The organism is Mycobacteriales bacterium (genome assembly GCA_040902655.1).
Taxonomy (GTDB): domain Bacteria; phylum Actinomycetota; class Actinomycetes; order Mycobacteriales; family SCTD01; genus SCTD01.
In genome coordinates this window covers 11442-30327 of record JBBDWV010000049.1, presented here as the reverse complement: position 1 = coordinate 30327, position 18886 = coordinate 11442, and the positions used below count along the sequence as shown (strand labels likewise).

At 72.9% G+C, this 18886-nt stretch carries 21 protein-coding genes; 17 read left to right on the top strand and 4 right to left on the bottom strand.

Translation table 11 applies throughout. The features are described from left to right. Positions 1-6: 6 nt before the first annotated feature. On the bottom strand, positions 7-447 hold the full coding sequence (locus WD794_13425; GenBank protein ID MEX2291311.1) for a DUF4307 domain-containing protein: 441 nt from the start codon (positions 445-447) through the stop codon (positions 7-9). 97 nt (positions 448-544) lie between these two features. On the opposite strand from WD794_13425, the gene mca reads away from it, so the two are divergent. Together mca and WD794_13415 are read left to right on the top strand one after the other, a co-directional pair. Then, complete coding sequence (gene mca, locus WD794_13420; GenBank protein ID MEX2291310.1) at positions 545-1402, top strand: mycothiol conjugate amidase Mca; 858 nt, start codon at positions 545-547, stop codon at positions 1400-1402. Then, positions 1399-1584 carry a hypothetical protein gene (locus tag WD794_13415; protein MEX2291309.1) on the top strand — a complete coding sequence of 62 codons (186 nt, stop codon included), beginning with the start codon at positions 1399-1401 and terminating at the stop codon, positions 1582-1584. Before mca ends, WD794_13415 begins: the two co-directional genes overlap by 4 nt. Before the next feature lie 6 nt (positions 1585-1590). Here WD794_13415 and arfB read toward each other — a convergent pair whose 3' ends face one another. Further along, a complete protein-coding gene (gene arfB, locus WD794_13410) occupies positions 1591-2019 on the bottom strand; it encodes an alternative ribosome rescue aminoacyl-tRNA hydrolase ArfB (protein ID MEX2291308.1) in 429 nt (142 codons plus the stop codon). Positions 2020-2124: 105 nt separating this feature from the next. On the opposite strand from arfB, the gene WD794_13405 reads away from it, so the two are divergent. From WD794_13405 to WD794_13360, 10 genes are all read left to right on the top strand, one after another. Continuing rightward, entirely contained in the window at positions 2125-2775 is a 651-nt protein-coding gene (locus WD794_13405; GenBank protein ID MEX2291307.1) for a hypothetical protein, read from the top strand. Next, positions 2772-3182 (top strand): DUF2382 domain-containing protein, encoded by a 411-nt coding sequence (locus WD794_13400; protein ID MEX2291306.1) that lies wholly within the window; start codon positions 2772-2774, stop codon positions 3180-3182. The genes WD794_13405 and WD794_13400 overlap by 4 nt, the downstream gene beginning before the upstream one ends. Positions 3183-3220: 38 nt before the next feature. Continuing rightward, positions 3221-5170: a thioredoxin domain-containing protein gene (locus tag WD794_13395; protein ID MEX2291305.1), complete on the top strand. Its 1950-nt coding sequence runs from the start codon at positions 3221-3223 to the stop codon at positions 5168-5170. A gap of 73 nt (positions 5171-5243) precedes the next feature. After that, positions 5244-5798, top strand: coding sequence for a superoxide dismutase (locus WD794_13390; protein MEX2291304.1), 555 nt, complete (start codon positions 5244-5246; stop codon positions 5796-5798). Positions 5799-5821: 23 nt separating this feature from the next. Further along, on the top strand, positions 5822-6382 hold the full coding sequence (locus WD794_13385; protein MEX2291303.1) for an RNA polymerase sigma factor: 561 nt from the start codon (positions 5822-5824) through the stop codon (positions 6380-6382). After that, complete coding sequence (locus tag WD794_13380; protein ID MEX2291302.1) at positions 6379-7203, top strand: zf-HC2 domain-containing protein; 825 nt, start codon at positions 6379-6381, stop codon at positions 7201-7203. Before WD794_13385 ends, WD794_13380 begins: the two co-directional genes overlap by 4 nt. Next, positions 7200-8057 (top strand): ATP-binding cassette domain-containing protein, encoded by an 858-nt coding sequence (locus WD794_13375; protein ID MEX2291301.1) that lies wholly within the window; start codon positions 7200-7202, stop codon positions 8055-8057. The genes WD794_13380 and WD794_13375 overlap by 4 nt, the downstream gene beginning before the upstream one ends. Continuing rightward, the gene (locus WD794_13370) at positions 8054-8884 is read left to right on the top strand and encodes a hypothetical protein (GenBank protein MEX2291300.1); all 831 of its coding nucleotides are present in this window, start codon (positions 8054-8056) and stop codon (positions 8882-8884) included. The genes WD794_13375 and WD794_13370 overlap by 4 nt, the downstream gene beginning before the upstream one ends. Next, the gene (locus WD794_13365) at positions 8866-9708 is read left to right on the top strand and encodes a hypothetical protein (protein MEX2291299.1); all 843 of its coding nucleotides are present in this window, start codon (positions 8866-8868) and stop codon (positions 9706-9708) included. The genes WD794_13370 and WD794_13365 overlap by 19 nt, the downstream gene beginning before the upstream one ends. Beyond that, the gene (locus WD794_13360) at positions 9705-10352 is read left to right on the top strand and encodes a twin-arginine translocation signal domain-containing protein (GenBank protein ID MEX2291298.1); all 648 of its coding nucleotides are present in this window, start codon (positions 9705-9707) and stop codon (positions 10350-10352) included. Before WD794_13365 ends, WD794_13360 begins: the two co-directional genes overlap by 4 nt. Here WD794_13360 and WD794_13355 read toward each other — a convergent pair. Further along, positions 10334-11014, bottom strand: a complete 681-nt coding sequence (locus tag WD794_13355; protein MEX2291297.1) for a hemolysin III family protein — start codon at positions 11012-11014, stop codon at positions 10334-10336. The genes WD794_13360 and WD794_13355 overlap by 19 nt on opposite strands. 135 nt (positions 11015-11149) lie before the next feature. Here WD794_13355 and WD794_13350 point away from each other — a divergent pair, with 135 nt between their 5' ends. The 4 genes from WD794_13350 to WD794_13335 all read left to right on the top strand — a co-directional run bounded on the left by WD794_13350 (position 11150) and on the right by WD794_13335 (position 16163). Next, entirely contained in the window at positions 11150-12976 is a 1827-nt protein-coding gene (locus WD794_13350) for a phosphoenolpyruvate carboxykinase (GTP) (protein ID MEX2291296.1), read from the top strand. A 91-nt stretch (positions 12977-13067) separates the two neighbouring features. Then, positions 13068-13679, top strand: coding sequence for a hypothetical protein (locus WD794_13345; protein MEX2291295.1), 612 nt, complete (start codon positions 13068-13070; stop codon positions 13677-13679). 115 nt (positions 13680-13794) lie between these two features. Further along, positions 13795-14568: an isoprenyl transferase gene (locus WD794_13340; GenBank protein ID MEX2291294.1), complete on the top strand. Its 774-nt coding sequence runs from the start codon at positions 13795-13797 to the stop codon at positions 14566-14568. Between the two features lie 314 nt (positions 14569-14882). Next, a complete protein-coding gene (locus WD794_13335) occupies positions 14883-16163 on the top strand; it encodes a PhoH family protein (GenBank protein ID MEX2291293.1) in 1281 nt (426 codons plus the stop codon). Between the two features lie 47 nt (positions 16164-16210). Here WD794_13335 and WD794_13330 read toward each other — a convergent pair whose 3' ends face one another. Then, positions 16211-17614 (bottom strand): class II fumarate hydratase, encoded by a 1404-nt coding sequence (locus WD794_13330; GenBank protein ID MEX2291292.1) that lies wholly within the window; start codon positions 17612-17614, stop codon positions 16211-16213. Between the two features lie 257 nt (positions 17615-17871). On the opposite strand from WD794_13330, the gene WD794_13325 reads away from it, so the two are divergent. Further along, positions 17872-18828, top strand: a complete 957-nt coding sequence (locus WD794_13325; GenBank protein MEX2291291.1) for a hypothetical protein — start codon at positions 17872-17874, stop codon at positions 18826-18828. The last annotated feature ends 58 nt before the right edge of the window (positions 18829-18886 follow it).

The window sequence follows — 18886 nt, the reverse complement described above, 5'->3', positions numbered from 1 at the left end:
TCGATGCTACGGGGCGGGCGTCGTCGACGGGACCGGTTCGGCGCTGCACCCGGCCGACTCGCCGGTCACCGCGCGGGCCGTGGTGGCCAGGTCGTGCTCGCCCCGGACGACACGGTCAAGGGTGCCGCGCGCGTCGACGACGACGATGTCCCGGCCGACCTCCGCACCGTCGGACCCGCGGGCGCGCAGGAGGCAGTAGGCCGGCGAGCCGGGCGTCTTGACCACCTCGAGATCGATGCGCACCACCTCGTCCGACAGCACCTGGAAGTCGATGACGCGGGCCCGTACCTGTTCGGTGAAGAAGCGGGCATAGAGAACGGTGCCGATGCCCGTCAGCAGGGCGACGAACAGCACCGAGAGCACGAGGGCGGTCAGCCGCGCGCCGAGCAGCGACGGCTCGTCGTAGCGCCCCGCGGGACGGCGTCGGGAGGGGCGGGGGGAGGACACGGGACTCCTGCGGTGGCTGTCGGTGTTGGGACTACGTGACGATGGTCCCCCGGTCCGGATCAGGAGGCACAACCGCGTGGTCGATCAGCTACGGCTCATGTGCGTGCACGCACACCCCGACGACGAGTCGAGCAAGGGCGCGGCCACGATGGCCCGCTACGCGAGCGAGGACGTCGACGTCCTGGTGGTGACGCTGACGGACGGCTCGCGCGGTTCGGTGCTCAATCCCGCCATGGACCGGCCCGAGGTGCTGGCCGACATCACCGGGATCCGGGCCCAGGAGATGGAGCGGGCCCGCGAGATCCTCGGGGTGCGCCAGGTCTTCCTCGGCTACGTCGACTCCGGTCTGCCGGAGGGCGACCCGCTGCCGCCGCTGCCGGAGGGCTGCTTCGCCACCGGCGACCTCGAGGAGCAGACCGAGGCGCTGGTCCGGGTCGTGCGCCGCGAGCGGCCGCACGTCATGACGACCTACGACGAGAGCGGGGGCTACCCGCACCCGGACCACGTCCGCTGCCACCAGGTGTCGGTCGCCGCCTTCGAGGCGGCCGGCGACCCCGACCGGTTCCCCGACGTGGGGGAGCCCTGGCAGCCGCTGAAGCTGTACTACAACCTGACGTTCCACAAGGGCCGGATCCAGGCGCTGCACGACGCGATGGTCGAGCGCGGGATCGAGTCGCCGTACGGTGACTGGCTCGACAGGTGGGAGGACAAGCCGGCCGATGCCGAGCGGCTGACCACCTCCGTGCCGTGCGCGGAGTTCTTCAAGGTCCGGGACGCGGCGCTGATCGCGCACGCCACGCAGGTCGATCCCACCGGCCGCTGGTTCGCCTGCCCGCTGGACCTGCAGGAGACCTGCTGGCCGAGCGAGGACTTCCAGCTGGCCCGGTCGCTGGTCGACACGACGCTGCCCGAGGCCGACCTGTTCGCCGGTGTCCGGGAGCGGGTGACGTCGTGAGCCTGCTGCTGCTCGCCGTGGTCGAGGAGGAGGACATCGGCACCGGCCCCATCGGCCTGGTCATCATCTTGTTCATGCTGATCGCCACGGCTCTGCTGATCCGCAACATGAGCGGCCGGATCAAGCGCCTGCCGCGGGAGTTTCCGGACCAGGACCCGAAGGACGAGGCACCGAAGGACTGACGGCGGTCACTCCTCGTGCTGTCCCGACCTCCCCCTCTTGACCTGCGAGCGCTGCCGCTTGCCCTCGAGGCGGCGCTCCTTCGAGCCCTTCGTCGGTCGGGTCGGCCGCCGTGCGGGAGGAGGCGGCGCCACCGCCTCCCGGAGCAGCTGCGTCAGCCGTTGCTCGGCCGCCTCGCGGTTCTGCAGCTGGGAGCGGTGCTCGGACGCGGCCACCGTCAGCACCCCGTCGACCAGACGGCCGGCCAGCCGCTCCAGCGCCCGTGCCCGCAGGTACCCGCTCAGCGACGGCGACCGGGCGACGTCGAAGGACAGCTCGGCCCGGCTGTCGGTCGTGTTGACGCCCTGCCCGCCCGGGCCGGAGGAGCGCGAGAAGCGCCAGGACAGCTCCGCCTCGGGTACGGTCAGCCGCGGCGTGATCACGAGCGGTCCGGGCACGGCGCCAGTCTCCACCGCCGGTCGGCTGCACCCAGCAGGGCGTCACCGGTGTTTGCCGACGGGTGCGGTGGCAAGGGGTCGCTCAACCCGTCCAGGAGGGCACCGATGGCCAGACACACGGCGCCGGCAGAGGCCGACGCCCGCACCGAGCAGAAGACGAGCACGCTGTCGACCGTCGTCGTGCACGGCTCGGACATCTCGGTCGAGCGCGCCTACAAGGAGCTGCCGCTGGCCGAGACCCGCTCGCAGGTCGGCGGCGTGGACCTGCCCGCGCTGCTCGCCGGCGGCCTGGCCGGTCTCGGCACCGCCGCGCTGCTCGGCGGGCTGCTCGGCGCCGTCGCGAGTGCGGCCGTGGACCCCGAGGGCCAGGCGCTGCCCGCGCTGGTCACCGCTGCGCTCGTGCTGGCCGTCTCCGGCCTGCTCGCAGGCTGGACCGCCGGCCGCGCCGCGCGCTACGACGGCGGGCGCAACGGGCTGCTCGCCGGATTGCTGCTCCTCCTGCTCGTCGGCCTGCTCGCGGGTGCCGTGACCATGGGCGTCAGCGCCGCCGACCTCGAACTCCCGTCGCCGGCTGAGGGAGACCGACTCGCTGTCACCGCGCTGGTGACCGGCCTCGTCGGGACGGCGCTCGCGCTGCTGGCTGCAGCTCTCGCGGGCCGCGCGGCCGCCCGGTGGCACCGATCGGTGGACGACCTGCTGCTCGGCACCCGTCCGGGCGCTGTCGCACCCGCACCCGTCCTGGAGGTGCGCCGGTGAACGGGGACGGGCGCCCGTCGGAGGAGCAGCCGCGGGTGGACGACGAGCGGGAGCAGCAGCGGCTGGCCCGCGAGCAGCTCGACGCGGTCGGCGCGCGCAAGCAGGTCGACGTCGAGCGCGCGACGCAGCGGGCCGAGCGGGGGACCGAGCACGCCGACGTCGACCGGCACCCCGTCACCGACCCGGCGACCGACAGCGGCCGGGTGGAGACGCTCCCGGACGGCAGCCTGTCCATCCCCGTCTTCGAGGAGCAACTGGTCGTCACGAAGCGGCTCATCGTGCGTGAGCGGGTCGTCGTCCGCAAACACACGGTGTACGAGGAGCACGAGGTCTCCGCAGATCTGCGCCGAGAGAGCCTGGAGATCGACTCCGGGCGCGACGCGGGCGGCGGCGGGACCTGGCGCTAGGCCGTTCGGGGCTGCCTGCAGCGGGGAGGATGGGCGGCATGCCGAACCGCCTCGCCTCGTCCACCAGCCCGTACCTGCTGCAGCACAAGGACAACCCGGTCCGCTGGTGGGAGTGGTCGCCGGATGCCTTCGCCGAGGCCGAGCGGCGCGGCGTGCCGGTCCTGCTCTCGATCGGCTACGCCGCCTGCCACTGGTGCCACGTGATGGCGCACGAGTCGTTCGAGGACGAGGCGACCGCGGCGTACATGAACGAGAAGTTCGTGAACGTCAAGGTCGACCGCGAGGAGCGGCCGGACGTCGACGCGGTCTACATGGAGGCCGTGCAGGCGATGACCGGCCACGGCGGCTGGCCGATGACCAGCTTCCTCACCGCGAAGGGCGAGCCGTTCTTCTGCGGCACCTACTGGCCGCTGGAGCGCAGGCACGGGATGCCCAGCTTCCGCGAGGTGCTGCAGTCGGTCTGGCAGACCTGGGAGACCCGCCGCGGCGAGGTGGAGGCCGCGGGCGCCGAGGTCGTGCAGCGACTGTCCCGTGAGCCGGGCGGCGCCACCGCCGAGATCACCCCCGAGCTGCTGGACTCGGCATTCGCCAACCTGCGCGCGTCGTACGACGGCGTGCACGGCGGGTTCGGCGGCGCGCCGAAGTTCCCGCCGTCGATGGTGCTGGAGTTCCTGCTCCGGCACGGCGCACGGACGGGGCAGGGGATCGAGCTGGTCGAGCACACCTGCCGCGCGATGGCCGCCGGCGGGATGTACGACCAGCTCGCCGGCGGCTTCGCCCGCTACTCCGTGGACGCGCAGTGGGTGGTCCCGCACTTCGAGAAGATGTTGTACGACAACGCGTTGCTGCTGCGGGTCTACACCCACCTGTGGCGCGCCACCGGGTCGGAGTCGGCGAAGCGGGTCGCGCTGGAGACGGCGGACTTCCTGCTGCGCGACCTGCGGACGGAGCAGGGCGGCTTCGCCTCGGCGCTGGACGCCGACACCGAGGGGGAGGAGGGCCTGACCTACGTCTGGACACCGGCCCAGCTGGTCGACGCGGTGGGCGAGCAGGACGGCCGCTGGGCGGCCGAGCAGTTCGACGTGACGCAGCAGGGCACCTTCGAGCACGGGGCCTCGGTGCTGCAGCGGCTGGCCGAGCCGGACGACTCGGAGCGCTACGAGCGGGTGCGCGCCCGGCTGCTGGAGGTGCGGGCGGTGCGTCCGCAGCCGGCCCGGGACGACAAGGTGGTGGCTGCGTGGAACGGCCTGGCGATCGCCGGGCTCGCCGAGGCAGGGGTGCTGTTCGACCGGCCCGACCTGGTGGCGGCCGCGACCGCCTGCGCCGAGCTGCTGCGGGACCTGCACGGGGTCGACAGCCGGCTGCTGCGGACCTCTATCGATGGTCGCGCCGGCCGCAATGCCGGCGTGCTGGAGGACTACGGCGACCTGGCCGAGGGGCTGCTGGCGCTGTTCTCCGTGACCGGTGACCTGTCGCGGCTGGCCGACGCGCGGGCGCTGCTCGACGTCGTGATCGAGCACTTCGCCGACGGCCATGGCGGCTTCTACGACACCGCCGACGACGCCGAGCAGCTGGTGCGCCGCCCGCAGGACCCGACCGACAACGCCACACCGAGCGGCCTCGCCGCCGCCGCCGGGGCGATGCTGACGCTCTCGGCGATGACAGGCGAGGAGCGCTACCGGACGGCGGCCGAGGCTGCGCTGCAGACGGTCGCGCCGCTGATGAACCGGCACGCCCGGTTCGCCGGCTGGGCAGCAGCCGTCGGCGAGGCGCTGCTCGCGGGCCCCGCGGAGGTGGTCGTGCTGGACCGTCCCGACCTGCTCGAGGTCGCCTACCGTGCCACCTCACCCGGGGCGGTGGTGGTGACTGCCGGGCCGTTGGCCGCCGGGCGCGAAGCGGGAGCGGCGTACGTCTGCCGGGGCTTCGTCTGCGAGCTGCCGACCACCGACGCGGGCCGGCTGCGCGAGCAGCTCGGGAGTCTTGCCTGACCGGATGAACCGTTCGAAGCTCCCGGTGCGACAGGTGTGGTGACAGCAACCGACCGCTTCGGGGGAGACCAGCATGCACCGCTCCGCACACCGCCTGACCACTACCACCGCCCTGCTCCTGGGGGTCGCCGCGACCGCCACCGTCACCGGCTCACCGGTCGCCGCGGACCCGGCAGATCGAGTCGTCGTCGAGGGCCCTCTCGTCGACTACGCCGACTCCTGGGACGAGGACGCGCGCGCCCGGGTGCAGGCGGTCTACGACGGAGCCGGTCGCAGCACCGTGCAGCTGCACGTGTGGGGGCTGGCGCCGGACACCGATTACGGCGCGCACGCGCACACGAACCCGTGCGGTGCGGCGGGGGCGGACGCCGGTCCGCACTTCCAGCACGAGCCCGACCCGGTGAGTCCCTCCACCGACCCGGAGTACGCGAACCCGTCCAACGAGATCTGGCTCGACCTGACCACGAACAGCGCGGGGCATGGCGTCGCGACGACACGGGTTCCTTGGCAGTTCTCGCAGACACGGCGCGCCCGGTCGGTCATCCTGCACGTCGAGCACACGCACACGGGGCCGCAGGACTCGGGTGTCGCCGGGGCGCGGCTGGGTTGCCTCGACGTCCCGTTCTAGTGCTCACTGCCGGGGGGGTCGCAGTGGCAGCACCGGACGCGGGCGGCGCCCGGGACGACGCGCAGCTGCTCTGCGACGTCGCGGCCGGCTCCCGCGACGCTCTCGCCGAGCTCTACCGGCGGCACACGCCCTGGCTCCTGTTGCGGCTGCAGCGGCGGTGCCCGGATCCCGGGCTGGTCGACGAAGTCCTGCAGGACACCTTCGTCGCGATCTGGCGCGGCGCCGGCCGGTGGAGCGGCCAGGGCCAACCGGCCGCCTGGATGTGGGGGATCGCGGTGCGCAGGCTGGTCGACGCGGTACGGCGTTCGCCCCGGACGCCGGTGCTGCTCGCGGACGTGAACGGCCATGTCTTCGAGCGGCAGGCGGTCGCCTCGGCCGAGGAGCTGGTTCTGCTCGGCGTCGAACACGGCGACCTCGCCGGAGCTCTCGGCCGGCTCTCACCGGAGCTGAGAGCGGTGGTCCAGGCGACCGTCCTCGACGGGCTCACGACGCGCGAGGCGGCCCAGCTGCTCGGCATTCCCGCCGGCACGGTCAAGACCCGCATGATGCGCGCCCGCGCGGCGCTGCGAGAGGAGTTGGCATGATCAGCTGGCACCTGGACGAGGACCTGCTGGAGCGCTACGTCGCCGGAGTGGCGCCGCCTGTGCTCGCCGCCTCCCTCGAGGCGCACGTCGTGGGATGCGCCGCCTGCCGCGCCCGGATGGTGCCGGTCGTGGACCTGTCGCGGCTCGACCGGGTGTGGGACGAGATCGTCGAGCGCCTCGACGCACCCGTCCCCGCGCTCGTCGAGCGGCTGCTGCTGCGGCTGGGCATCCCGGACGGTACGGCCCGGCTGCTCGCGGCGACGCCGTCCCTGCGCGGCGCCTGGTTCGCAAGCCTCGGCGCCGTCCTCGCGCTGGCTCTGGCCTCCGCGCACGCCACCGAGCGCGGCATCCTGGTGTTCCTCGTGCTCGCGCCGCTGCTGCCGCTCGTCGGTGTCGCCGCCGCGTTCTCGCCGCTGACCGATCCCGTGCACGAGGTCGCGGCGGCATCGCCGTACTCCTCCTTCCGGCTGCTCGTCGTGCGCAGCACCGCTGTCCTCGCGGCGACGGTCCTGCTCATCGGCGCTGCCGCGGTGCTCCTGCCGGGTGCGCCGTGGCTCGCGGCGGCATGGCTGCTCCCGGCCCTGGCGCTCACGTCGGCGACCCTCGCGCTCGCGACGTGGTTCGAGCCGCTGCGCAGCGCGCTCGCCCTCGCCGCGGGGTGGATCGCCGTCGTGTCGCCTGCGCTGGCTCCGGGCCGGGATCCGCTGGCGGTCGTCGGGGCCGAGGCGCAGCTGCTCAGCCTCGTCGTCCTGCTCGCGGCGCTGGCGCTGGTCGTCGTCCGCCGCAACGCCCTCGCCGCACCGCTCGGAGGATCGGCATGACCGCCGTCCGCGCGACCTCGCTCGTCAAGTCCTACGGCAGGAAGCGCGCCCTTGACGGGGTCACGCTGAGCGCCGGAACCGGCGTCACCGGGCTGCTCGGCCCGAACGGCGCCGGCAAGACCACGCTGCTGCGTGTCGTCGCGACGGTTCTCGCGCCCGATGCCGGGCAGCTTCGCCTGCTCGGGCTGGACCCTGCCGACCCGCAGGAGCGGGTGGAGATCCGACGCCGGCTCGGCTACCTGCCGCAGGAGCCCGGCTTCCACCGCGCGTTCACCACCTTCGAGATGATCGACTACGTCGCCGTCCTGAAGGAGCACACCGACCGGCGGGCCCGGCACGACGAGGTGCGGCGGGTGCTGGGGCTGGTCGGGCTGGAGGACGTCGCAGGCAAGAAGGTGCGGGCGCTGTCGGGCGGTATGCGTCGCCGGCTCGGCCTCGCGCAGGCCCTGCTCGGGGAGCCGGGGCTGCTCGTCCTGGACGAGCCGACGGCCGGGCTGGACCCGGAGCAGCGGCTGCGCTTCCGCGACCTGATGTCGCAGGCGGGGGAGCAGCGCGCGGTGCTGCTGTCGACGCACCAGACCGAGGACGTCGCGGCGCTGTGCTCCTGCGTCGTCGTCGTCGACCGCGGCCGGACGCTGTTCACCGGGACGGTGCCCGAGCTTGTCGCCGTCGCCGCCGACCGGGTGTGGGTGGACGAGGTCCGGGATCCGGCGGCGCTGGCCGGCTGGCGGCTCGGCTCGGGGCTGTTCCACCACGTCGGCGACCCGCCGCCCGGGGCGCAGCTCGTCGACGCCACGCTCGAGGACGGCTACCTGCTGCTGCTCGGCGGACGGCCGGCGGAGGTGGCGGTGTGAGCGTGGCCCTGCGGGAGCGGCGGGCGGGCGTCGCTCCTCCGGAGGCCTTCCGGCCGGTCCCGTCCCTGCGGGTGGCGGCCGCGCTCGCCGTGCCCGAGGCGTGGCGGATCGTCCGCCACCCGGTCGCGCTGGTGGGCCTGACCCTGCACCTCGTGCTGTTCACGTCCGTCGCGGACAACGGGCCGCGCGACGCGTTCGACGTGATGTCGACGGCATCGACCTTCTTCTACGGCGTGTTCGTCTTCTTCGCCGCCAACCTGGTCGCGACCCGGACCCGTCGGGACGGCAGCCGGGAGATGCTCGCCCCGCTGGCGGCCGGGGAGCACGAGCGGACCCTCGCGCTGTGCCTGGCGTCGCTCGGACCGACGCTGCTGAACGTCGTGCTCAACGCCACCGGGTACCTGATGCTCGAGCTGCGGGGGCTGTTCGAGGTGCACCCGACGTTCTGGCACCTCGCTCAGGGGCCGCTCACGGTGTTCGGCGCGGCGCTACTCGGCGTCATGGTCGCGCGATGGGCGCCTTACCCGGGCATGGCACTCGTGGTCATGGTCGCGATGTTCGCGTGGAACATCTGGCAGAGCAACGACGGGATCGGCGCGGGCCTGCTCGGCACGTACGTGTCCTGGGCGGTGTACGGACCCGGAACGGCCTGGTACGGAGTGCACCCGGGATCGCCCGCCTGGCACGCCGCCTACCTCGCCGCGCTCTGCGGCATGGCAGCGGCGGGCGCCGTCCTGCGGACCAGCTCCCGCCCCTGGCGGGTGCTGCCGGTCGGCGCGGCGTGCACTGCGGCCGCCGTCCTGACCGGATGGGCGCAGCTGCCGTGACCGGTGACGCGCTGCTTGCGGCCGATCTCGACGAGGCCACTCCTTCGCGCGAGTGGCCGGCTGCCGTCCAGCTCGCCCGCGGCGAGGCCTGGCGGATCGTCCGGCACCCGATAGCCCTCGCCGGGCTGGCTCTCAACCTCGCCGTGATCGTGGCGGTCGGCAGCGACGGGGGCCGGTCGGCGTTCTCCGGCGTCACCACCGGCTCCACCTTCTACTCAGGCGTGTTCACCTACTTCGCGGCCAACCTGGTCACGACCCGGGAACGGCGGTCGGGGGCGGACGAGCTGCTGGCGCCGCTGCCGGCCGGCCCGCACGCCCGGACAATCGGTCTGTGCCTGGCCGCACTCGGTCCCGCGCTGCTGAATGCCGCTCTCGTCACGCTGGCGTTCGCAGTGTTCGCGATGCGCGACATGTTCATCGTGACGCCGTCGTTCTGGCACCTCGCGCAGGGCCCTCTCACCGTGCTCGGTGGCGCGCTGCTCGGCGTGATGGTCGGGCGCTGGGCCCCCTACCCCGGCGTCGCCCTCGTCATGATGGTGGCAATGGTCGCGTTCAACGTGGCCGTCAGCAACGGCGCCGAGCAGTACCGCAGCCTGGGCACCGAGGTCAGCTGGGCCCGGTGGGGTCCGAACAACGAGTCCGACGGCTGGTACGGCTACTACCCCGGTTCGGTCGCGTGGCACGACGCGTACCTGCTCGCGCTCTGCGGCATGGCCGCGGCCGGGGCGCTGCTGCGGACGGCCGCCTCGCGGCTGCCTGTCCTGGTGGCCGGCGGCCTGCTGACGGCGGCCATGCTGGCTGCCGGTTGGGCGCAGCTGCCGTGACCGATCGGCTCCGCTGGTCCTGGCGCGCCCTGTCGCGCCGGTCGTTGCTCGGCGGCTGCGCGGCGGCGGCAGCGCTGGGCGTGGCGGCCAGCGGCTCGCTCGACGACCCGTTCGGGGCAGTGCTGGTCCTGCGCGGCGCCGCGGTACTGCTCGCGTGCGCCGTCGCGTTCGCCGTGGACGACCCGTCGTACGACGTCCTCGCGGCCTCGCCCACGCCACTGCGCCGGCGGGTCCTGGCCCGGGTGGGGCTGGCGGGCGCGGTCGCGGCCGGCATCTGGTGCGGCCTGCTGCTCCTCGCCGCGGCCGTGGGCGGCGATGTCCCGGCCGCCGCGCTGAGCCTGGAGGCCGCGGCTCTGGCATCGCTCGCAGCCGCCGGTGCCGTCGTCCTCCAGACCTGGCGCGGCATCGCCGAGCCAGGTCTGCTCATGGCGCCCGCCGTCGCAGGAGCGGTCCTGGCGGCGAACCTGCTGCCGGCCCGGTGGGCGCTGCTGGCCCCGGCTCCCGGCGCGCCGGGGTGGGAGGCCGCGCACCAGCGCTGGACCGCGGTCCTGTGTCTCGCGGTGCTCCTGGCCGCCGTGGGGACCCGGGACAGGGCCGCGGGGCGATCAGCCGGGGCGGGCGCCGGTCAGGACGAGGCGCCGTAGGTCGCGAACGAGACGGCGACGTAGTGCGTCGCGAAGGCGAGCACGGTGAACGCGTGGAAGACCTCGTGGAAGCCGAACCACTGCGGTGAGGGGTCCGGCCGGCGCAGCGCATAGACCACCGCACCGAGGCTGTAGAACAGCCCGCCGAGCAGGAGCAGCACCACGACCCGCAGCCCCCCCGCCTCCTGTAGTTGCGGCAACACCCCGAGGGCGACCCAGCCGAGCACGAGGTAGAGCGCCACGAACAGCCACCGGGCCGGGCGGCGGACCGTGTTGCGCAGGACCACACCCACCGCCGCGCCGCCCCAGACGACGCCGAAGACGACCCAGCGGACGGTGCCCTCGAGCAGGAGCAGCGAGAAGGGGGTGTAGGTCCCGGCGATGAGGATGAAGATCATCGAATGGTCGAGCCGCCTCATGACCTCGTTGCCCCGCCGACCCCACGAGCGCCGGTGGTAGGCGGCCGATGTGCCGAACAGCGCAGCCACGCTCAGGGCGTAGACGAGCGCGGCGGCCCGGGCGCGGCCGCCCTCGGCCAGGCAGACCAGGGCTGTCCCGGTGACCAGCGAGACGGCGAACGCGGCCTGGTGCAGCACACCGCGCAGCCGCGGCTTGATCGCTGCCGCCAGCTCGGAAACCTTGGCTTCCACGGCATCGTGCATGTGTCTCCTGCGTGTCGTACGGGTGGCGGATCTCACATGGGGCGTCGAGCAGCCCGGGATAGAATCCTCTCATTCGTCCGCCCAGGAACATGCCTGCGGGCTCCTGTCGCGGGACACCTCGACGGAGAGGCAGACATGACGAAGTCGCCCACGATGCCCGGGCTGGACTCGCCCCCCACGGACAATGCCAAGCTGGTCGAGTGGGTGCGCGAGATCGCGCTACTGACCAAGCCCGACCGGGTCGTGTGGTGCGACGGCTCCGAGCAGGAGTGGCAGCGGCTCACCGCACTGCTCGTCGACAACGGCACCTTCGTGAAGCTGGACGAGAGCAAGCGCCCGAACAGCTTCTACGCCACTTCCGACCCGAGCGACGTGGCCCGTGTCGAGGACCGCACGTTCATCTGCTCGGCGCAGGAGCAGGACGCGGGTCCCACCAACAACTGGATGGCGCCGGACGAGATGAGGGCCACCCTCGCGCCGCGGTTCGACGGCTCGATGCGCGGGCGCACGATGTACGTCGTCCCGTTCTGCATGGGCCCGCTCGGCTCGACGATCAGCCAGCTCGGCGTCGAGATCACCGACAGCCCGTACGTCGTCGTCTCCATGAGGATCATGACCCGGATGGGCAAGGCGGCGCTCGACGAGATCGGCACGGACGGCTTCTTCGTCCCCGCGGTGCACACGGTGGGGGCGCCGCTCGAGCCCGGCCAGGCAGACGTGCCCTGGCCCTGCAGCGACACCAAGTACATCGTCCACTACCCCGAGACCCGCGAGATCTGGTCTTACGGAAGCGGATACGGCGGCAACGCTCTGCTGGGCAAGAAGTGCTTCGCGCTGCGCATCGCCTCGGTGATGGCCCGCGACGAGGGGTGGTTGGCCGAGCACATGCTCATCCTCAAGCTCACCCCGCCGGGCGGTGAGCCGCGCTACGTGACGGCCGCTTTCCCGAGCGCGTGCGGCAAGACCAATTTGGCGATGCTCCAGCCGAGCATCCCCGGCTGGAAGGTCGAGACCGTCGGCGACGACATCGCCTGGATGCGCTTCGGCGAGGACGGCCGGCTCTACGCCATCAACCCGGAGGCCGGCTTCTTCGGCGTGGCGCCCGGCACCGGCGAGGGCACCAACGCCAACGCCGTGAGAACCTTCTACGGAAACTCGATCTTCACCAACGTCGCCCTCACCGACGACGGGGACGTGTGGTGGGAGGGCCTGACGGAGCAGCCGCCGGCCCACCTGACCGACTGGAAGGGCAACGACTGGACTCCGGCCTCCGGCACGCCGGCGGCCCACCCGAACGCGCGCTTCACCACCCCCGCCGGACAATGTCCGACGATCGCGCCGGAGTGGGAGGACCCGAAGGGCGTCCCGATCTCGGCGATCCTGTTCGGTGGCCGGCGCGCCACCGCCGTACCGCTGGTGACGGAGTCCTTCGACTGGCAGCACGGCACGTTCCTCGGTGCGTCGGTCTCCTCCGAGACCACGGCCGCGGCGGCCGGTGCAATCGGGCAGTTGCGCCGCGACCCGTTCGCCATGTTGCCGTTCTGCGGCTACAACATGGGCGACTACATGGCGCACTGGCTCGCGATCGGCGAGCAGGCCGACCCGGCCAAGCTGCCGCGCCTGTACTACGTCAACTGGTTCCGCAAGGACGCGGAGGGCCGCTGGCTGTGGCCCGGATTCGGTGAGAACAGCCGGGTGCTGAAGTGGATCGTCGACCGGCTGGAGGGCACCGTCGACGGCGTCCGGACCCCCATCGGCGTGCTCCCGGCGGCCGGTGAGCTCTACCTCGACGGCCTCGACGTCCCCGAGCGCGACCTGGACCTGCTGCTGTCGGTCGACGTCGAGGTGTGGAAGCAGGAGGCGGCGCTGATGCCGGAATACTTCGGCCAGTTCGGCGACCGCCTGCCGCAGGCGATCGCCGACGAGCACGCCGCACTCGTGGAGCGGCTCGCGCGGAGCTGACCGGCTCGCCGGACCCGAACGCCGTGCCGCGGGACCGCGTTCGGCCTGTCGGCGGTTGCTTCGGCGTCGCGGCGGAAAGAATGGCTCCGCCATGGCAGACGTGACGTGTACCGACGGGTCGGTGCTGACGGTCGTGCCGGTGCCGTGCCTGGACCGCAGCAAAGTGCCGTACGAGGTGACGCTCCGGATGCTGCGTCACGGCGTGCCCTTCGGTGAGGTCGGACAGCGCTGCGGCTTCTTGCTGGCCAGCACGGCGCTGCGACTGCGTGCCGCACGCGAGACCGATCAGGAGTTCCCGGCCGGCGCCCTCGAAGCGGGCCTTCGGGCCTGGGCGGCGGACGCCGACACCGACGCCGACCAGGCCTGGCGTGCCTTCCAGCACTACGTACCGCGTGAGCGGGAGCTGTTCTCGTTCCTGTCCCGCGACCCGGACGACGTCTGCGCCAGCGGTGAGCTGCGGGTGTGGGTGCGTGACGTGCGGACCTGGCTGCAGCCCGGAGCGGACGGCGGGCGCGGGCGGTGGCGGCTGCGCCGCCACGCCGTCCTGGACGCCTGGGGCTCGGACGGCGTCGGTGTGCGGGCGGTCCTCTGCAGCGACGAACTGCTCGCGCTGCTGGAGCAGCTGCTCACCGAGTGTGCCGCGGTCGGCGCCGCCCCGGAGCGCGAGATCGACCTGCGTGGGGTCCGCCGGCCGGTCGGCTGAGGCCGGACCGGCCGCAGCGCGGCGGATCGCCTCGCGCAGGCTCCGGCCGGCCCGAGCGGGACGGATAGGCTTGCCGAAGGGTCCGGCCGGGCCGGCCGGAACGGGGAGGCGGACGGTGGGGCTGCGCGACCTGGCCTATGGCCTCTACGAGCGCCGTTTGGCCTCCGCGCTCGAGCGTTCCGGCGCTGCTGTTCCCCGCCACGTGGGAGTGATCGTCGACGGCAATCGCCGCTGGGCCAAGGAGCTCGGCCTCGACGACCCGAACTCCGGCCACCGCGCCGGCGCCCGCAAGATCCGGGACCTGCTCGGCTGGTGTGACTCGGCCGGGGTCGAGCTGGTCACCTTGTGGCTGCTGTCGACGGACAACCTGAGTCGCCCCGAGCCCGAGCTCGCCCCGCTGCTCCGCATCATCGAGAAGCTGGTCAGCGATCTCGCCGGGCCGCAGGACCGCTGGACCCTGCGGATCGTCGGTGCGCTGGACCTGCTGCCGGCCGACACCGCGAGCGTCCTCGAGGTAGCGGCGGCCGGGACGGCAGGCCGGCCTGGCGTCGAGGTGAACGTGGCGGTCGGCTACGGCGGGCGCCGGGAGATCGCTGACGCGGTGCGCTCGATGCTGCAGGCGCATGCGGCGGAGGGCCGCACCCTCGAGGAGGTAGCCGACCTGCTCGACGTCGAGCACATCTCGCAGCACCTCTACACCCGGGGCCAGCCCGATCCCGACCTGGTCATCCGTACCAGCGGCGAGCAGCGGCTGTCGGGCTTCCTGCTCTGGCAGAGCGCGCACAGCGAGTTCTACTTCTGCGAAGCGTTCTGGCCCGACTTCCGCCGGGTGGACTTTCTGCGGGCCCTGCGCGCCTACGCCGCCCGGCAGCGCCGTTTCGGCACCTGACTTCCGTACCCGGGCTCTCCACCCCCGCACCCTCGGTGATCCACGCGGACGTTGAGGTGGATCCGCAGCGCAGAACCACCTCGTACGTCGCGTGGATCACCCGGGGCGGTGGGACGTCGGTGGCTCGGGTTCACCCGGGGGCGCCGCGTGTCGCGCCGCCCCGGGGTACAGGCGCGTCCTACCGTCCGGGGCAGCGGCCGGCAGACCGTCGGTCGCACGGGAGGCCCGATGTGCGCACCTGCACGCGAGGGGGCCGGCGCCCGGTCCCGTGGCCCGGTCCCGGTCCGAACAGCCAGGCGCGCCGGGAGCTCCTCGTGAAGACCTTCGTCCTCGACACCTCCGTCCTGCTGTCCGACCCGGGTGCGATGGCCCGCTTCGCCGAGCACGAGGTGGTCGTCCCGCTCGTCGTCGTCAGCGAGCTCGAGGGCAAGCGTGACCACCCCGAGCTCGGCTGGTTCGCCCGACAGGCGCTGCGGCTGCTCGATGACCTGCGGGTGGCGCACGGCCGGCTGGACCGCCCGCTGCCGATCGGCTCCGGGACGCTGCGGGTCGAGCTCAACCACGTGGACGCCTCCGCACTGCCGGCCGGCTTTCGCAGTGACGACGGCGACAGCCGGATCCTCGCGGTCGCAGCGAACCTCGCGTCCGAGGGTGCCGATGTCGTGCTCGTCTCGAAAGACCTGCCGCTGCGGGTCAAGGCCGCATCGATCGGGCTGACGGCCCAGGAGTACCGCGCCGAGCTGGCGGTCTCCAGCGGCTGGACGGGGATGGCCGAGCTCGAACTGGCCGGCAGTGACCTCGACCTGCTCTACGCCGACGGCCGGCTCGAGCTGGAGGCTGCCCGTGAGCTGCCCACCCACACCGGCCTGGTGCTGCTGTCCGAGCGCGGCAGCGGGCTCGGCCGGGTGGCGCCGGACAAGAGCGTCCGGCTGGTACGCGGCGACCGCGACGCGTTCGGCGTGCACGGCCGCTCGGCCGAGCAGCGGGTCGCGATCGACCTGCTGCTCGACCCCGACGTCGGGATCGTGTCGCTGGGTGGGCGCGCCGGCACCGGCAAGTCCGCGCTCGCCCTGTGTGCCGGGCTCGAGTCGGTACTCGAGCGGCGGGCCCACAAGAAGGTGGTGGTCTTCCGCCCGCTGTACGCCGTCGGCGGCCAGGACCTCGGCTACCTCCCCGGTGACAGCGCCGAGAAGATGAGCCCGTGGGCGCAGGCCGTCTTCGACACCCTCGGCGCCCTGGTCGCTCCCGAGGTCGTCGAGGAGGTGCTCGCGCGAGGGCTGCTCGAGGTGCTGCCGCTCACCCACATCCGCGGCCGCTCGCTGCACGACGCATTCGTCATCGTGGACGAGGCGCAGTCGCTCGAGCGGGGGGTGCTGCTCACGGTGCTGTCCCGGCTGGGGCAGGGCTCACGGGTGGTGCTCACCCACGACGTCGCGCAGCGCGACAACCTGCGCGTCGGCCGGCACGACGGGGTGGCTGCCGTCATCGAGGCACTCAAGGGGCACCCGCTGTTCGCCCACGTGACGCTCACCCGGTCCGAGCGCTCGCCGATCGCCGCGCTGGTCACCGAGATGCTCGAGGACCTTCCCCTGTAGGTGCCCGGCGGCCAATGCCCGTCGGGGCGCTCTGTGGGGCGGGGCGCCTACAACCCGGGCCGAGTCATCCTCAGCACGTCGAGTGCCTCGTCGAGCTGGACTTCGGTGAGATCGCCCTGCTCGATGTAGCCGCCCTCGAGCACGACCTGCCGGATCGTCTTCTTCTCCTTCAGGGCCTGCTTGGCCACCTTGGCGGCGCTCTCGTACCCGATGTACTTGTTCAGCGGCGTGACGATGCTGGGGGAGGACTCGGCCAGCTCGCGGCAGCGCTCCTCGTCGGCCACGGTCCCGTCGATCGTACGGTCGGCGAGCAGGCGGGAGATGTTGGCCAGCAGGCGGATTGACTCGAGCAGGTTGCGTGCCATCACCGGCAGCATCACGTTGAGCTCGAAGTTGCCGGCGGCGCCGGCGAAGCCGATCGCGGCGTCGTTGCCGATCACCTGCGCGCACACCATGTGGGTCGCCTCGGGGATGACCGGGTTCACCTTGCCGGGCATGATGCTCGAGCCCGGTTGCAGGTCCGGCAGCAGGATCTCGCCGAGGCCGGCGCGCGGACCCGAGCCCATCCAGCGCAGGTCGTTGCTGATCTTGTTGAGGCTGACGGCGATGGTGCGAAGCTGCCCGCTCGTCTCGACCAGACCATCGCGTGCCCCCTGCGCCTCGAAGTGGTCGCGGGCCTCGGTCAGCGGGAGGCCGGTCTCGCGGGCGACCTCGGCGATGACGGTGGCGCTGAAGCCGGGCGGGGTGTTGATGCCGGTGCCGACGGCGGTGCCGCCGAGCGGGAGCTCGGCCAGCCGGGGGAGGCTGCCCTGCAGGCGCTCGATGCCGTACCGCATCTGGGCGGCGTAGCCGCCGAACTCCTGCCCGAGCGTCACGGGGGTGGCGTCCATCAGATGGGTCCGGCCGGACTTCACGACACCGGCGAATTCCTCGCGCTTGCGCTCGAGTGCGGCGGCCAGATGCTCGAGGGCGGGGATCAGGTTTGTCACGACGGCGCTCGTGGCGGCGATGTGGATGCTGCTCGGGAAGACGTCGTTGCTCGACTGACTGGCGTTCACGTGGTCGTTGGGGTGCACCGCGCTGCCGAGCTTGCTGCTCGCCAGCGTCGCGAGCACCTCGTTGATGTTCATGTTGCTGCTGGTGCCGGAACCGGTCTGGAAGACATCCACCGGGAAGTGCGCGTCATGGTCACCGGCGGCCACCTCGGCGGCGGCGTCCTGGACCGCCCGGGCCAGCTCGGGCTCGAGCACGCCGAGGTCGGCGTTGACCTTGGCTGCCGCGGCCTTGATGCGGGCCAGCGCCTCGATGTGCGCCCGCTCGAGCCGCTGACCGCTGACGGGGAAGTTCTCCACCGCACGCTGCGTCTGGCTGCGGTAGAGCGCGTCCTTCGGGACCCGCACCTCGCCCATCGTGTCGTGCTCGACCCGCCACTCCTGCGTCTGCTCTGCCATGCCGGTCATCCTGCCCCGAGCCCGGTCCCACCGCCGCCGCCGGGTGCCCACCTCGGGGCGGCGTTGCTTCCTTGCGTCCTGCTCCGCCGCGCGTGGGGGTCGCCTCTGAGCAGGACGTACGGGGCGTGCCTCGGGAGCTGGGCGCCGTACGTCCTGCTGAGCAGGCGGGCGGCTGCTCCTGTGGGCAGGACGCAGGGTCGTCCACAGCTGGCCGCCGCGCGTCGCTTTCCGGCGCAGCAACTGCTCCACTGCCCGCCATGACGGCTCTCCTCCGCAGTGTTCAGCACCTCCCGCCGCTCTTGGCCCGTGCGGCCGCGGCTCGCGCGGGCCGGCTGCAGGCGCAGGTGGTCAGCCGTCGGCAGCTCTACGCCGCGGGCGTCCCGCGCTGGCTGGTGCGTCACGAGCTGCGGGTCGGCCGGTGGCAACGGACCGGCAGGCAGACCGTGGCTCTGCACAACGGTCCACTGCCGACGGCCGCCAACCGCTGGGTCGCCGTTCTCGAGGGTGGCCCGAGAGCGGCGCTCGACGGCGCCACCGCCCTTCAGGAGGCCGGGATCGACGCCCTGACCGACGACGTCATCCACGTGATCGTGGCCAAGGGCAGCCGCCGGGTCCGCCTGAAGGGCGTCCGATTCCACGAGAGCCGGCGCTGGTGCGAGGACGACGTCCTCCGGATGGGCATTCCGCGGGTGCAGCCGTCGCGGGCAGCGGTGCACGCCGCGTTGTGGGCGCGCACCGACCGGGAGGCGACGCTGTTCCTGACCCTCGTCGTCCAGCAGCGCAAGGCCTCACCTCTCGAGCTGTACGACGCCGTGGCGACGGTACGGCGCCACCGTCGCCGGACTCTGCTGGTGAGGATCGCCAGCGATGTCTCCGACGGCGTACGCAGCCTGAACGAGCTCGACGTCGCCGCAGCGTTGCGGCGGCGGGGGCTGCCCGAGCCGGCGCGGCAGTCCCTGCGCCGGCGCCCCTCGGGCAACCAGTACCTCGACGTGGACTTCCCGGACCAGGAGGTGACACTCGAGATCGACGGACCGCAGCACGACCTGCCAGAGGCTCGCCTGCAGGACCTGCTGCGAGACGTGGGGCTCGCGGTCGAGGGTCGGACGGTCGTCCGGATACCCATGGTCGCGTGGCGGCTGGATGAGGGTGCCGTGCTGGACGCCCTGGAGGAGCTCTTCTGCTCCCGCGGCTGGCGTCGCCCCGCAGCCTGACCCTCGTACGTCCTGCTGACCTCGGCGCAGAGCTCTCCTCTCAGCAGGACGCAAGGGC